Annotated in this window: 15 protein-coding genes; 9 read left to right on the top strand and 6 right to left on the bottom strand. The window is 60.8% G+C overall.

Annotated features, from left to right (window positions below; all coding sequences use genetic code 11):
- Positions 1–45 precede the first annotated feature (45 nt).
- Entirely contained in the window at positions 46–321 is a 276-nt protein-coding gene (locus AEP_RS16035; protein ID WP_087496316.1) for a hypothetical protein, read from the top strand.
- 77 nt (positions 322–398) lie between these two features.
- Here the strand turns inward: AEP_RS16035 and AEP_RS16030 are convergent, their stop codons facing one another.
- The 5 genes from AEP_RS16030 to AEP_RS16010 form a co-directional block, all read right to left on the bottom strand.
- Complete coding sequence (locus tag AEP_RS16030; RefSeq protein WP_087496315.1) at positions 399–1526, bottom strand: 3-deoxy-7-phosphoheptulonate synthase; 1128 nt, start codon at positions 1524–1526, stop codon at positions 399–401.
- Between the two features lie 226 nt (positions 1527–1752).
- Positions 1753–3213: a metalloprotease TldD gene (tldD, locus tag AEP_RS16025; RefSeq protein WP_087496314.1), complete on the bottom strand. Its 1461-nt coding sequence runs from the start codon at positions 3211–3213 to the stop codon at positions 1753–1755.
- Complete coding sequence (locus AEP_RS16020; RefSeq protein WP_087496313.1) at positions 3210–4100, bottom strand: NAD(P)-dependent oxidoreductase; 891 nt, start codon at positions 4098–4100, stop codon at positions 3210–3212. The genes tldD and AEP_RS16020 overlap by 4 nt, the downstream gene beginning before the upstream one ends.
- Positions 4097–5251, bottom strand: a complete 1155-nt coding sequence (gene rodA / locus AEP_RS16015; protein WP_087496312.1) for a rod shape-determining protein RodA — start codon at positions 5249–5251, stop codon at positions 4097–4099. Before rodA ends, AEP_RS16020 begins: the two co-directional genes overlap by 4 nt.
- 14 nt (positions 5252–5265) lie before the next feature.
- On the bottom strand, positions 5266–6444 hold the full coding sequence (locus AEP_RS16010; RefSeq protein ID WP_157673195.1) for a hypothetical protein: 1179 nt from the start codon (positions 6442–6444) through the stop codon (positions 5266–5268).
- A 160-nt stretch (positions 6445–6604) separates the two neighbouring features.
- Between AEP_RS16010 and AEP_RS16005 the strand changes: the two genes are divergently transcribed.
- The 8 genes from AEP_RS16005 (at position 6605) to AEP_RS15970 (ending at position 14222) form a co-directional block, all read left to right on the top strand.
- A complete protein-coding gene (locus tag AEP_RS16005; protein WP_087496310.1) occupies positions 6605–7198 on the top strand; it encodes a YqiA/YcfP family alpha/beta fold hydrolase in 594 nt (197 codons plus the stop codon).
- A gap of 55 nt (positions 7199–7253) precedes the next feature.
- Entirely contained in the window at positions 7254–9305 is a 2052-nt protein-coding gene (locus AEP_RS16000; RefSeq protein ID WP_087496309.1) for a ribonuclease catalytic domain-containing protein, read from the top strand.
- The gene (locus AEP_RS15995; RefSeq protein WP_087496308.1) at positions 9302–10168 is read left to right on the top strand and encodes an energy transducer TonB; all 867 of its coding nucleotides are present in this window, start codon (positions 9302–9304) and stop codon (positions 10166–10168) included. The genes AEP_RS16000 and AEP_RS15995 overlap by 4 nt, the downstream gene beginning before the upstream one ends.
- A complete protein-coding gene (mtgA, locus tag AEP_RS15990; RefSeq protein ID WP_087496307.1) occupies positions 10165–10881 on the top strand; it encodes a monofunctional biosynthetic peptidoglycan transglycosylase in 717 nt (238 codons plus the stop codon). Before AEP_RS15995 ends, mtgA begins: the two co-directional genes overlap by 4 nt.
- Positions 10882–11231: 350 nt before the next feature.
- Positions 11232–11843, top strand: a complete 612-nt coding sequence (locus AEP_RS15985; RefSeq protein ID WP_087496306.1) for a lysophospholipid acyltransferase family protein — start codon at positions 11232–11234, stop codon at positions 11841–11843.
- 7 nt (positions 11844–11850) lie between these two features.
- Positions 11851–12840 carry a phosphatidate cytidylyltransferase gene (locus AEP_RS15980; RefSeq protein WP_087496305.1) on the top strand — a complete coding sequence of 330 codons (990 nt, stop codon included), beginning with the start codon at positions 11851–11853 and terminating at the stop codon, positions 12838–12840.
- 40 nt (positions 12841–12880) lie between these two features.
- Positions 12881–13429 (top strand): crossover junction endodeoxyribonuclease RuvC, encoded by a 549-nt coding sequence (gene ruvC / locus AEP_RS15975; protein WP_087496304.1) that lies wholly within the window; start codon positions 12881–12883, stop codon positions 13427–13429.
- A 37-nt stretch (positions 13430–13466) separates the two neighbouring features.
- The gene (locus tag AEP_RS15970; protein WP_157673194.1) at positions 13467–14222 is read left to right on the top strand and encodes a substrate-binding periplasmic protein; all 756 of its coding nucleotides are present in this window, start codon (positions 13467–13469) and stop codon (positions 14220–14222) included.
- Positions 14223–14228: 6 nt separating this feature from the next.
- Here the strand turns inward: AEP_RS15970 and AEP_RS15965 are convergent, their stop codons facing one another.
- Positions 14229–14528 (bottom strand): flagellar basal body protein, encoded by a 300-nt coding sequence (locus AEP_RS15965; RefSeq protein ID WP_087496302.1) that lies wholly within the window; start codon positions 14526–14528, stop codon positions 14229–14231.
- Positions 14529–14607: the final 79 nt, after the last annotated feature.

The following is a 14607-nucleotide window of genomic DNA, read 5'->3' as shown; positions in this document are numbered from 1 at the left end:
GCGCACTATCTATAAGCGGCTACAGCATATTTGACCCACAACCCCATGCAAACCGATCCGAACTTTCAACTCCGCCTCCCGGAAGGCGCCAAATTCACCGACCTGAAACTGCGCCGTTGCGACGCCGAAGCCATCGACATGGACATGGACCTCGTCGAGCGCATCTGCCAACTCAACCAGTGGGATGTGGCAAAAGTGCGCGAGAACCCCGGCCCGGTGATCAGCACCATCCTGAGCGTCTGGTACAAAACCCACCTGGCTGCTGGCGGCACGCCGGACGCGGTGATGGAGTCACTGCGGGCCCCTGCTCCGCTGCAATAAGGCACAAAAAAAGCGGGCACTCAGGCCCGCTAGGTAATGTGAGCCGGAGCATCAACTCCGGCTTTTTTATGGCGCCATCACGCTGCGCGGCGCGCCTTGACGGCGGCAGACAGCACTTCCAGAGACTCCACCGAATCGTCCCAGCCCAGGCAGGCGTCGGTGATGCTCTTGCCGTATTCCAGCGCGGACGCATCGTCCTTGCCGGGGGTGAACTTCTGGGCTCCGGCGTTCAGGTGGCTTTCCACCATCACCCCGAAAACGCTGCGCGAACCGCCGCTGATCTGGCCGGCAATGTCTTTGGCCACATCGAGCTGCTTTTCGTGCTGCTTGCTGCTGTTGGCGTGGCTGCAGTCCACCATCAGGGTCTGGGGCAACTTCGCCTTGGCGAGGTCCGCACAAGCCGCGGCCACATTGGCAGCGTCGTAGTTGGGCGCCTTGCCACCGCGCAGGATGACGTGGCAGTCCGGGTTGCCGTTGGTTTGCACAATCGCCACCTGGCCATTTTTGTGCACCGACAAGAAGTGGTGGCCACCGGCTGCTGCCTGGATAGCGTCGGTTGCGATCTTGATGTTGCCGTCCGTGCCGTTTTTGAAGCCGATGGGCGCAGAGATGCCGGAGGCCAACTCGCGGTGCACCTGGCTCTCAGTGGTGCGCGCACCGATGGCGCCCCAGGAAATCAAGTCGCCCAGGTACTGGGGGGAAATGACGTCCAGGAACTCGCTGCCCGCGGGCATGCCCAAGCGGTTGATCTCGATCAGCAACTGGCGTGCAATGCGCAGGCCTTCGTCAATGCGGTAGCTCTCATCGAGGTAGGGGTCATTGATCAAGCCCTTCCAGCCCACGGTGGTGCGGGGCTTCTCGAAGTAGACGCGCATCACGATTTCCAGCGTGTCTTTGTACTTCTCACGCTCCACTTTCAGGCGGCGGGCGTAGTCCAGCGCCGCGGCGGGATCATGGATGGAGCAGGGTCCGATGATGACCAGCAGACGATCGTCCTTGCCGGCCATGATGTTGTGGATGGTGCTGCGGGTGTCGGAGATCAGGGTCTCCACCGCGGATCCGCGGATAGGGAAGAAACGGATAAGGTGCTCTGGAGGGGGCAACACGGTGATGTCCTTGATGCGTTCGTCGTCGGTTTTACTGGTGCGGTCGGCGGGCTGGGGTTGTCCGTACCACTCACCGGTTGCAGAGGCTTTAGCGTTCATGTCAGGTCTCCAGAGTCCAAGTTGCGAAAAACAGGTTGAAAAAGGCATAAAAAAACCGCCGGGGGTGCCGGCGGTTTTTGGGAAGATTCAGGACGTTTCTTTTGGGTACGTTCAGATCTCTCGACCGCCGGATGCGCGTGAGAACCAAAAGTAGCTAAAAAAGAAACGTGCGGAATGCATGGGGTTCAATGTAGCACAGGTTTCTGACAGCGGCTTACGCTTGCCACTAGGCAGTTCCACCTACGGTCAAACCGTCGATGCGAAGCGTAGGCTGACCCACACCCACAGGCACGCTCTGACCCTCTTTGCCGCAGGTGCCCACGCCAGGGTCCAGCTTCATGTCATTGCCGATCATGGAGACGCGCTTCAGGCACTCCGGGCCGCTGCCCACCAGCGTGGCGCCTTTGACGGGGTATTGGATCTTGCCGTTTTCCACCCAATAGGCTTCGCTGGCAGAGAACACAAACTTGCCGCTGGTAATGTCCACCTGGCCGCCACCGAAGTTGGGGGCGTACAAGCCCTTTTTGATACTTGCGATGATTTCTTCCGGCGCCTTGTCGCCGCCCAGCATGTAAGTGTTGGTCATGCGGGGCATGGGCAGGTGGGCGTAGCTCTCGCGGCGGCCGTTGCCGGTGGGCTTCACGCCCATCAGGCGGGCGTTCATGCTGTCCTGGATGTAGCCCTTCAATATGCCGTCTTCAATCAGCACATTGCGCTGGCTGGGGTTGCCTTCGTCATCCACGTTGAGCGAGCCACGGCGGTCGGCAATGGTGCCATCGTCCAGCACCGTCACGCCTTTGGCTGCGACGCGCTGGCCGATGCGGCCGCTGAAGGCGCTGCTGCCCTTGCGGTTGAAATCGCCTTCCAGCCCGTGGCCGATGGCTTCGTGCAACAGAATGCCGGGCCATCCGGCCCCCAACACCACAGTCATCTCGCCGGCAGGCGCAGGACGGGCATCGAGGTTGGTCAACGCGGCGTGCACGGCCTGGTCTACATAGTCTTCAATCTGCGCATCGGTGAAGTACGCCAGCCCGAAGCGGCCACCGCCGCCACTGGAGCCTACTTCGCGACGACCTTTTTGCTCGGCAATCACCGTCACGCTCAGGCGCACCAGCGGGCGCACATCGGCGGCCAGCGTGCCGTCCGCGCGGGCGACGAGCACCACGTCGTATTCAGCAGCCAAACCGGCCATCACCTGGATGATGCGCGGGTCTTTGGCACGGGCCAGTTTCTCAACCTTGCCCAGCAGCTCCACCTTGGCGGTGCTGTCGAGGGTGACAATCGGGTCCAGGCCGGCGTAGAGTTTGCGGCCGCCCGCTATCTTTGGTGTAGCGGCTTTCGCACGCTTGTTCTGCGCCGCAGCCGAAATGGTGCGCACGGTGCGGGCAGCATCCAGCAGGCTGGCCTCAGAAATATCGTCGGAATACGCAAAGGCGGTTTTCTCGCCACTCACTGCACGCACGCCCACGCCTTGGTCGATGCTGAAGGAACCGGTTTTGACGATGCCTTCTTCCAGACTCCAGCCCTCGGAGCGGGTGTACTGGAAGTACAGGTCCGCCTCGTCCACCTGGTGCGCCTTGATTTCGTTCAGCGCGCGGGTGAGATGGCTCTCATCCAGGCCGAAAGGCGTGAGCAACAGGGATTTGGCCGTGGCCAAGCGTTCGATAGTGGGTTCGCGGGAGATCATCCGGCCATTTTAGGCCGCTGCAGAAACTCCAGCAGAGCCGCATCGTCCAGCCCTTCCAATCCTGCGGCTACTGCGGCCGCAAACACGGCAGAAGCATGGACACCTAGGGGGCCGGAAAAGCCAACTTGGGATGCCGCTTCCAAGGCGAGTCGCGTGTCTTTGGCCAACAAGGTCATGTGGGCGCGCGGAGCCAGATCGCCCGCAAAGGCGCGGCGCATGCGGTCGCTACCGATCCAGCTCTGGCCACTGGACTGTTCAATGACATCCAGCGTGCGCCCCTGGTCCAACCCCAAACAAGCGGCCAGCGCCATGACCTCGGCTGCCCCCACGAGGTTGATACCCGCCAACAGGTTGTTGACCAGCTTGGTCCGTGCGCCATCACCCGGCCGGTCGCTGATATGAAACAACTTGGCCGACAGCGCTTGGAGCAACGGTAGGCAGCGTTCCCACGCCGCCGCAGGGCCGGCCACCATCAGGCTCATGCTGCCCTCCCTCGCACGGGCAGGGCCGCCTGACATAGGGGCATCCAGCGTGAGTACACCAAAGGTCGCTAGCTGCGCTGCAATGTCTTCCGCATCCTGCGGTCCAATGGTCGGGCACAAGATCACCACATGCCCGGCAGGCAGATGCGGAGCCAGCCCTCCGGGGCTGAACAGCACTTCACGGGTCTGATTGGCATCGACCACGCAAATGATGGTTGCTATGGATTCAGTAGCTGCTCGCCCAATATCCGCGGGCGCTAGAGCGCCGAAAGGCACCAAACACTGCACCTTGCTCACATCGATGTCGTGCACCCATGGTGTCCAACCCAGTGCACAAAGGCGCTGCGCCATGGCCCCGCCCATATTGCCGACGCCGATCACGGTCACCGGCAAAGGCGCACTCATGACTGGACCAGGCGCTTGGAGTTGGAAATTGACATCAGGATGCCGAGCGCCAGCCCCAATGTCACCATGGCTGTCCCGCCGTAGCTGATGAAGGGCAGAGGCACACCCACCACCGGCAGAATGCCACTGACCATGCCCATGTTCACAAACGCGTAGGTGAAAAAGATCATGGTGGCAGCGCCAGCCAACAGTCGGGAAAACAGGGTCGGCGCCTCCAGCGCAATGGCCAAGCCGCGCAGTATCAGGAAGATGAAGGCGCAGATCAGGAAGGTGGTGCCGATCAGGCCGAACTCCTCCGAATAAGCAGCAAAAATAAAGTCAGTCGTCCGCTCGGGAATGAACTCCAGATGCGTCTGCGTGCCCTTCATGAAACCCATGCCGGTCACACCGCCCGAGCCGATGGCGATCATCCCCTGGATGATGTGGAAGCCTTTGCCCAGTGGGTCGCGAGTAGGGTCCAGCAACGTGCAGATGCGTTGCTGCTGGTAGTCGTGCAGCACCGGCCAGCGTACGCCGTCAGCACACAATTGCGGCTCAAAGACCACGATCAGGAAGATACCGATCACTCCGATCGCCAAGGGCGGAATCACCAGTTTCCAGCTCATGCCGGCAAAAAAGATCACCGCCATGCCGGCCGCCAGCACCAACAACGAAGTACCCAAATCCGGCTGCTTCATGATCAGGCCCACGGGGACGGCCAGCAGCAGCCCAGCCACCACAAAGTCAAGCGGACGCAACTGGCCTTCGCGTTTCTGGAACCACCAGGCCAACATCAGCGGCATGGCGATCTTGAGAATTTCACTGGGCTGAATCACCACGCCGACATTGATCCAGCGTTTGGCGCCCTTTTTGGTGATTCCGAAAATGGCAACCGCTATCAGCAGGGCCACGCCCACGGTGTACAGCGGCACTGCAACGAGCATCAAGCGCTGGGGTGGAACTTGGGCCACCACAAACATGATGGTGCCCGCGATCAGCATGTTCCGGGCATGGTCCTCAAACCGGGTGCCATGGTCAAAGCCGGATGAATACATGGTCAGCAGCCCGGCACAGGCCAGAATGAAGACTGCAAAGGCCAACGGCCCGTCAAACCCCGAAAACCAGGGCGCAATGCGCTGGCGCAGGGGGACTTTTCCAAATTGGTACGACATGGGCGTGATTATCCCTAAGCGGCTTGGTGCGCTTTGGGAGATACCTGCCGGTTTGTCCTCGCATATTGGAAAGTTGTGATTGCCAGAATCAGGCCAAAGACGATAGACGCGTAGTACAACAATGCGACATCCGCCACGCCCGCATGGGTCCGCATGCGCAAAAGATCCAGCAATCCGATGCAGACGCTCAGCAAAACGGCTCCGGACAGCAAGCGACCCCCAGCGTTGCCACCACTGCCCATGGAATGCTTGGCCAAACCCACACTGAATGCAAGCAAGGTCAGGCCCAGTACGGCATACCAAATCGTCAACAGCGCAGGATGCGCCCCGATCAGCCCCCAAGGCACAAAGACCAATCCAGACAGGAGGATCGCGACCAGCCACAGCCTGAAGGCGGTAGCCCAAGGCCTGTCATCCCACTTGGCGACCACCATGCAAACGTGCGCGCAACAACATCCCCAGATGCCAAGCCCCAGCACCGGTACCGCGCCCCAGAGTGGCCACGGCAAGGGAGGCGTCTCCCATATCGAATCCGTCAGCCGCAATGCCCAGCAAAACAATGCGACGGCACTGAACAAAAAGATCGGCTGGGCACCAGCGCCATCCAAACGAGCTCGCCCACTCCACCACCACAGCAATACGCTAAGGACCGCCAAGCATGCATGCGCAGCGGCGATGGCTCCAGGTACGCCTACCCGCCATAGGCGGTACTCGTCGAAAAGCGCGCTTACCTTTCCCCACTCATCAATGACTACCGCACTAACTCCCGCCTTGCGGCCACTGTCAGCACGCAACTGAATTCGAAGAATGTTGTGTGGCTTGATCAACTCAGCGTTCACCGGCATCAGACGGGGGGCTTTCCCGGTGTCCTGCCCGCCTGACACCAAAAGATCCCCATCCCGCCCGATGACGACTCCATTCAGGGACACCACATATGCAGACCCCAGCTTTGGAAAATAGAGACCGACAGGGCTTTGCGGCAACTGGCCTGCCATGAATTCGAATTCCAATACAGCCGAACCTGCCAGCCCGGGGTATTGGAGATCCCATCGAAAGGGCAATGTCACGATATCCCTCGATACCTTGCCGTCGATGGTGGTGGAAACGGTCGCGTTTTCAAACTGCAGCTGACCCGCGTGCAGTCCTCCCCACGACGACAAAAGTGCCAAGGCCAGCACTACCGTACGTGGCAACAGCGCCCGGAGGCAGAAAAGGACAAGTGCTGAAAAACAGTTCAAGGAAAGAGCCTGAAGAAACACTGCAATAGGAGGTCGACCTGTCTTGATGCTCCCACTGAGCGACAGAGCATCATAGAGGCAGGAAAAGTATGCGGCCAGCCCGTACTATCCCCCTATGACTACCACCCACCTCCTTTACCTTCACGGTTTCCGCTCGTCGCCTCATTCGCACAAAGCACAGGCCATGGCGGCTTACATGGCGCAGCACCACCCGCAGGTGCATTGGTGGTGCCCGCAGCTGCCCCCCTCACCGAGGGCAGCGATGGAGCTGTTGTTGAACGGTATTGCGGATTGGCCGCGCGACAGCATGGCGGTCGTCGGCTCCTCGCTGGGTGGGTTCTATGCCACCCACATTGCCGAGGCCACAGAATGTCGGGCCATGCTGATCAACCCGGCAGTGGACCCTGCACGGGATTTGGGCAAATACATAGGCGAGAACCGCCAATGGCATGCACCGGAGGAAAGCTTTTTCTTTTTGCCCGAATATGTGGACGAGCTGCGCACCCTGCAGGTCGGCGAATTGCAGCACCCACAGCGCTACCGAGCCCTCCTGGCCAAAGGGGATGAGGTACTGGACTGGCGCGAAATGCATGCCCGCTACGGTCACACGCAGGTCACGCTGCTGGAAGGCGGGGACCATGCCCTGACCGGCTTTGAGGAATACCTGCCGGATTTCGCCCGGTTTATGGGTCTGCCCCCGAACAAATGAGGGGTGCAAGCCCCTGCATCCGGAGCGGGTAGTTTTGCGGGGACAATCTCCCCCTATGTTTGTACTGTTTGAAGAAGCCGGAAAATTCATGGCCGGCCGTGTCCTGTCCGAGGCGGAAGCCTCGGCGCAGGTGGAGCTGGATTCCGGCAAGCGCGTCAAGGTCAAGGGCGCCAACATCCTGATCAAGTTTGAAAAGCCCGCCCCGGCGGAGTTCGTTGCGGCCGCCCAGACGCAGGCGGCGGGCATCGAGCTGGACATGGCCTATGAATTCGCGCCCGACGAAGAGTTCGGCTTCGCGGACCTGGCCAAAGACTACTTTTCCGCCCAGGCCAGCCAGGCGGAGCAGGCGGGCATGCTGTTCAAGCTGTTCGACACCCCGCACTACTTCCGCCGTGCCGGCAAAGGCCGCTTCAAGAAGGCGCCTGCCGAAATCATTGCCCAGGCTTTGGCTGCGATTGAGAAAAAGCGCCTGATTGCCGAGCAAATCAACCAGTGGGCCCAAGAGTTGGCAGCAGGCAGCTGCCCGCAGGCTATCAAGGACCAGCTGTACAAGATCCTGTTCAAGCCGGACAAGAACGCCCCTGAGTACAAGGCCGTGGTCGAGGCCAGCCGCGCCAGCCACATTGCGCCTCTTGAGCTGCTGCAAAAGGCCGGTGCGATTGCTTCGCCCTACCTGTTCCACTGGAAACGCTTTTTGCTGGAGAACTTCCCCAAGGGCACCGGCTTTCCCGCCATTAGCGCACCCGCCATTGCCGACGAGTTGCCGGTGGCGGCCGTACAGGCCTTTTCGATTGACGATTCCCAGACTACTGAAATTGACGACGCCCTGAGCGTGCAGGGCCTGGGCTCCGGCACCGTGACCGTGGGTATCCACATCGCCGCGCCCGGCCTGGCCGTGCAGCCCGGCAGCCCGGTGGACGTGTTGGGCCGCGCCCGCCTGTCCACGGTGTACATGCCCGGCTACAAGGTCACCATGTTGCCCGACGAGGTGGTTCAGACCTACACGCTCATGGAAGGTAGGGATTGCCCGTCCGTCTCGCTCTATGTCACCTTCAACGAGGAGACGCTGGAGATCACCAACAGCGAGACCAAGCTGGAACGTGTGCCGATTGCCCACAATCTGCGCCACGACCAGCTCGACAGCGTGGTCACCGAGCAGTGGCTGACCGACGCCTCGTTTAACCATGAAAATGACACCCAGGCCTCAGCAGGTCTGCGCGAGCAGCTATCATTTTTGCACCGCTTGGCGCGCGACCTGAAGGCCAAGCGCGAGATCGTGCGCGGCAAACCCGAGACCTTCAACCGCCCGGACTACAACTTCCGCCTGCAAGGCAACGATGGCGCGGAGCCGCAAGGTGACGAGACCGTGCTCATCAGCATCCGCCAGCGCGGCGCCCCGCTGGACCTGATCGTGGCCGAAGCCATGATTCTGGCCAACAGCACCTGGGGCAGCTGGCTCGCCGAGATGGGCGTGCCCGGCATTTACCGCAGCCAGGCGTCGCTGGCACCCGGCGTCAAGGTACGCATGGGTACCAAGGCCTTGCCGCATTCGGGTATCGGCGTCAAAGCGTATTCGTGGGCGACCTCGCCACTGCGCCGCTACACCGACCTGGTCAACCAGTGGCAGATCATTGCCTGTGCACGCCATGGCAAGACGGCGGCTTTGGTCGCCCCCTTCAAGCCCAAGGACGCGGAGCTGTTCGCCATCATCTCCTCGTTTGACGCGGCTTACAGCGCCTACAACGGCTACCAGGGCGCCATGGAGCGGTTCTGGACCATGCGTTACGCCCAGCAGCACGGCATCACCGAGCTCACCGCCAGCCTGTTCAAAGACGGCATGGTGCGCGCGGACGACATTCCGCTGGTGCTGCCCGTCCTGGGTGCGCAGGGACTGCCCCGCCACGCCAAGGTGCGCGTCAAGCTGGGCGAGATGGACCTCATCACCCTGGATGTGCAAGGCACGGTGCTGGAACGTCTGGATGCGCCGGTGGAAGCCGACAACCAGGACGACGAGGACGACAGCGAAGACGAGGTGGCCGGCCCGATCGCGATTGCGGTGGATGTGAACGAAGCGCCTGAAGCCGGCGGCGATAATCCCACCCCGTGACGCTCCCCAAACTCACCACACTTCAATGGGCCTTGGGTGTATCCATCGCGATACACGGGGTGTTGCTGACAGTGCGCTTTGTGGATCCGGAGGCTTTCAACCGCGTGTTTGAAGACAAGCCGCTGGAAGTCATCCTGGTCAATGCCAAGAGCAACGAGAAACCGGACAAAGCGCAGGCCATCGCCCAGACCAATATGGCCGGCGGCGGCGATGTGGAAAAAGGCCGCGCCACCAGCCCGCTGCCCCCGTCCGCGCTGACGGATATCGGCGACTCGCTGGAAGAAGAAAGCGCCCGCAAGCTCCAAAGCCTGCAGGAGCAGCAGAACCTGTTGCTCGCGCAGGTCAAAAACCAGCTCGCCGCCCTGCCCCCACCCGACCCCAGCAAGCTGGCCGACAAGGCAGAGGCCGCCGAGCGGGAAGAAAAGCGCAAACAGCTCATCAAGCTGCTGGCCGAGATTGAGCGGCGCATCAACATGGAAAACTCACGACCCAAAAAGCGGTATGTGAGCCCAGCCGTGCGTGAGGAGGTGTATGCGGTGTACTACGACCAGCTGCGCCAGTCCATCGAAGAAAAAGGCACCGAGAACTTTCCGCAAAGCGGCGGCAAAAAACTCTATGGCGAGCTGACCATGATCGTCACCATCAACTTCGATGGCCGCGTACTCGACACCGAAGTCGTGCAGAGCTCCGGCAATCCGGTGCTCGACAAGCGGGCGCAGGCTATTGCGCGGTCTGCAGGCCCCTTCGGGAACTTCAATGCAGCCATGCGCCGCCAGGCCGACCAGATTCTGGTGGTGTCCCGCTTTAAATTCACCCGCGAAGAGACGCTGGAAGCCAAGGTCTCGTCCTCGAACTCACAATGAAGCAGGTGCTGCGTTTGGTCGTGCTGTGCGCGCTGTCTTTTGTAGCGCTGCAGTTGTACTTTGTGGGCCGCATTGCCGCCATGGCGGTCGTAGACCCGCAATCCACGGCCTTTGAGCGCTCCGAGGCGTACCGGGTTACCACCGAAACCGGCGCCTTGCGCTGGCGGCAGGAATGGATGCCGTATGACCGCATCTCTGACAACCTGAAGCGCGCCGTCATAGCCTCGGAGGACGATGGTTTCAGCCAGCATGATGGCGTCGACTGGGATGCCCTGGAAAAAGCCTGGGCCAAAAACGCCAAGGCGGAGCAGCGTGCCGAGCAGCGCAAAACGACCAAACCGCCCAAGATTGTGGGCGGCTCCACCATCACCCAGCAGCTGGCCAAAAACCTGTTTTTGTCGGGCGAGCGCACCCTGCTGCGTAAGGGGCAGGAGTTTGTACTCACCATGTTGTTGGAGCACTTGCTGAGCAAGCAGCGCATCCTGGAGATTTATCTCAACAGTGTGGAATGGGGTGAAGGCGTATTCGGTGCGGAGGCCGCTGCCCAGCACTATTTCCGCAAGCCCGCCGGCAAGCTCAGCGCTTACGAGGCGGCCCGTTTGGCGGTGATGTTGCCGCGCCCCAAGTTTTTCGAGAAGACACCCAACTCGGGCTACCTGAGCAGCCGTGCCGGCACCATAGTGGCGCGGATGCCGGATGCGCAGTTGCCTTAAGGCCTTATCTTCGCTGGGTGTTTATTGTTTTCGCCCGCAGCGGAGCAGGGGAGAGTCCCGCCGCTCGTGTCCCCCGGCCTTCGGCCTCCTCCTTGACCTCGCTTTGAGACTCTCCCCTGCTCCACTGCTAGAGTCGAATGCGAACCTGCATTGAAAACACGACTCCGTCCAGACCATCGGAATCGGTGGGCGGGGTGTTCTGCATAGTGAGGTCAAGGAGGAGCGCGCAGCGCGGGGGACACGAACGGTGCAGAGTATCCCGCCCATCGCTTCCAGCGCCAACCAACCATCTCGGTTGACAGTCACAACAAGCACCAGAAGCGACACATCCGCTCTGTATCATCCCCGCCATGCTTGCCAAGTTGATGAGTTACTTTCTGTTGGGTCTGATCCGCTTCCTCACCGGTGCCCAAGCGCGCTGGCACGGATGCCCGCCCAAGGCTGAACAGCGCATTTATTTCGCCAACCACCAGAGCCATGCCGATCTGGTCATGATCTGGGCTGCACTTCCCAAAGAGCTGCGCCACATCACCCGCGCCATTGCCGCGAAAGACTATTGGACCAAGTCGCCCTTCAAGAAGTGGATTACCACCGAGGTGTTCCACGTAATCTACGTCTCCCGTGACCGCAGCTCTGAGGAAGACCCTCTGGAGCCGCTGATCGAGGCGCTGGCCAATGGTGACTCCATCATCCTGTTCCCCGAAGGCACCCGTGGCCATACCGGCGAACCACAGCCCTTCAAGGCCGGTCTCTACAACCTGGCCACCCGCTTCCCGAACGTGGTGCTGGTCCCCGCATGGATTAACAATGTGCAACACGTGCTGCCCAAGGGCGAGGTGGTACCGGTCCCGGTGCTCTGCTCGGTCACCTTTGGCGCGCCCATGCAAGTCGGCGAAGGTGAAGAACGCCGTGCCTTTCTGGACAGAGCGCGCAGCGCAGTCGTAGCCCTGCGGGACGTGTAAGACAGCTATGTATTTTTATCTCAAGAATCTCGGCCCCACACAGCAGGTCGGCGCCCTATTCATCATCGTTTTCGGTTTGCTGCTTCTGGCCAGCATCGTGGCCTTCGTCATGTCGCTGCGCGAATACGGGGATGATGAAGCTGGCGACCGCCGCCGCGGTGAGCTGAAAAATCTGGACGGCATCATCCGCACCAGTTGGTTCATGGTGTTTGTGTTCTGGATCGGCTGGCTCAGCGACCCGCTGGTCGCACTCACCCTGTTTGGCGGCGTATCGTTCTTTGCGCTGCGCGAATTCATGACGCTCTCCCCCACCCGGCTGGGCGACCATCGCAGCCTTGTGCTGGCATTTTTTGTCGTGCTGCCGCTGCAGTACTGGCTGGTGGCTACCGAGCACTTCGACATGTTTGCCGTGTTCATTCCGGTCTATGTATTCCTGGCCTTGCCGGTCGCCAGCGCACTGGCCAATGACCCGCTGCGCTTTCTGGAGCGCAATGCCAAGCTGCAGTGGGGCATCATGGTGTGCATCTACGGCATGAGCCATGTGCCTGCGCTCTTGATGCTCAAGTTCCCTGGCTACGACCACAAGAACGCATTCATGGTCTTCTTCCTGGTGCTGGTGGTGCAGTTCTGCATGGCAGTGCAGCACCTTGTGTCCCGCAAGCTCAAGCTGCCACCGGCAGCACCTGCCATCAGCCAGAGCTTCAACTGGCCCAGCTGGTGGATAGGTGTGTTTGTGGCAAGCCTGTTTGGTGCGCTGTTGGCCGGCATCACGCCTTGGGTACCTGGTACCGCATTTGCGTTTTCCTTCATCGCCTGCGTGGCAGGCTCCATGGGGCATTTTGTAATGAAGGCCCTCAAGCGCGACCGCGGCATTCCCAGCTGGGGCGGGCCGGTGCGCTCTGTCACAGGTGCCGGTGGACTGCTGGACCGGGTGGATGCCCTGTGCTTCGCGGCACCGGTTTTCTTCCACTCCGCCAGATGGTATTTTGACCTCTAGCGCACGTATATATTGCGCGAGCAGCTCCTGATTTCATAGCATGCGAATCCTTGGCATTGACCCCGGCTTGCGCACCACCGGCTTCGGCGTGGTGGACGTGGTGGGCGCCGATGTGCGCTATGTGGCCAGCGGGACCATACGCACTGAGCACTTGGATACGCGAGCACTGCCGGCGCGTCTGAAGATTCTGTTTGACGGCATCGGCGAAGTCGTGGAGCGCTACCAGCCCACCTGTGCCTCAGTGGAAATTGTGTTCGTCAACGTGAACCCGCAGTCCACCCTGCTGTTGGGCCAGGCCCGAGGCGCGTTGGTGACCGCACTGGTGTGCGCAAACCTGCCCGTTGCGGAGTACACCGCGCTGCAGATGAAGCAAGCCGTGGCTGGACACGGACGCGCGCACAAGGACCAGATTCAGGAAATGGTGAAGCGCCTGCTGCACTTGCCCGGACTGCCCGGCCCTGATGCCGCGGATGCGCTGGGCCTCGCCATTACGCACGCCCATGCTGGAAAGTCCATGGCCTTGTTGGCGGGAGCCAACGGTGTGGGCGGCAATGGAAAAATCCGCTACCGGGATGGTCGTAGCCAATAGAATTTATGGACTAACTGGCCCTTCCGGAACACAGTCCATGCAGGTGAATCACCTCTCACGACACATTGCCTCAGCCGCACTTTGGGCGATGGCAGGGATGGGGTGCTTGCAAGCCCAGACACTCACCGGCTACACCGAGCAGTGGCCACCCTACAACTTTGAGGAGTCTGGCGAAGTCAAGGGCATTGCCAGTGATGTGCTTAGAGCGGTATGTGCAGATGCCAAGCTGACTTGCAAGCTCAATCTCGTACCGTGGGCACGCGCTTACAAAATCGTGAGCAATCTGCCGGACACGGTGCTTTTCACTACGGCGCGCAAGGCGTCACGTGAGAAAGAGTTTCTCTGGGTCGGCCCCCTGCTCCCGCGCAGCACCTGGGTGTATGTCAAAACTGCGCCGGACAAAGGAGGCGTCGCCAACCGCGAGATCAGCCAGCTCCGTTTTGGCATTGTCAGGGATGAAGCAGCTCGCCAGGACCTGATTCAAGCCGGGGTACCCGCTAGCGCCATGATTGAGGATAGCTCTAACGCGGCGGTGCTGAGACTGCTGTTGGCCGATGCGGTGGATGCGATGGTCGATACCGAGGTAGGGATGGCCTGGAGCCTGCGGAGTGCCAACCTGACGTCAGGTGCTGTGACTAAAGCCAGCAAGCTTAGTGAAGACGGGGCCTATTACTTCGCCCTGAACCTGCAAACCGACCCTGCGGTCGTACAGCGCATGCAGGCGTCATTGGACAAGCTGCGGCGCAGCGGGCGCCTAGACGCGATTACCCGCCAGTATTCCAGCGGCCTTTGAGAGGGTTTAGACCTTGGTGTCCAGGAGGGCGCCGGCCATTTTGTCCTGTGTCTTGAATACCGCCAGATTGGCGATAAAGCTGTTTTTGGCTTGCAACTGGGTCACCACGTCCTGCTCCAAGGCATTGCCTGCGGTACTGGCCTCTCGCACGCTAGTTGTCACTCCACCGCCGCTCTGTGCGGTTTGCACGGTTTCCTGGCGCTTGAAGCCTTCGGTCGCGAGGTTGGCCACGTTATGGGCGCTCGCGTTCAAGCTGGTTTGGGCCGCATTCAAACCGGATAAAGCGATAGAAGAAATGGAGTTCATGAGCAACTGCCTCGGGTTATTTCCCGTGGGAAACAGGATGCCCCATTATCGGCAGCGGATGAGCGCAGGCAAGCGCTGA

It is taken from the genome of Curvibacter sp. AEP1-3 (assembly GCF_002163715.1).
In the GTDB taxonomy this organism is placed as follows: Bacteria; Pseudomonadota; Gammaproteobacteria; order Burkholderiales; family Burkholderiaceae_C; genus Allorhodoferax.
The sequence above is the reverse complement of the archived record's forward strand: the minus strand, read 5'-3'. Positions and strand labels throughout refer to the sequence as shown.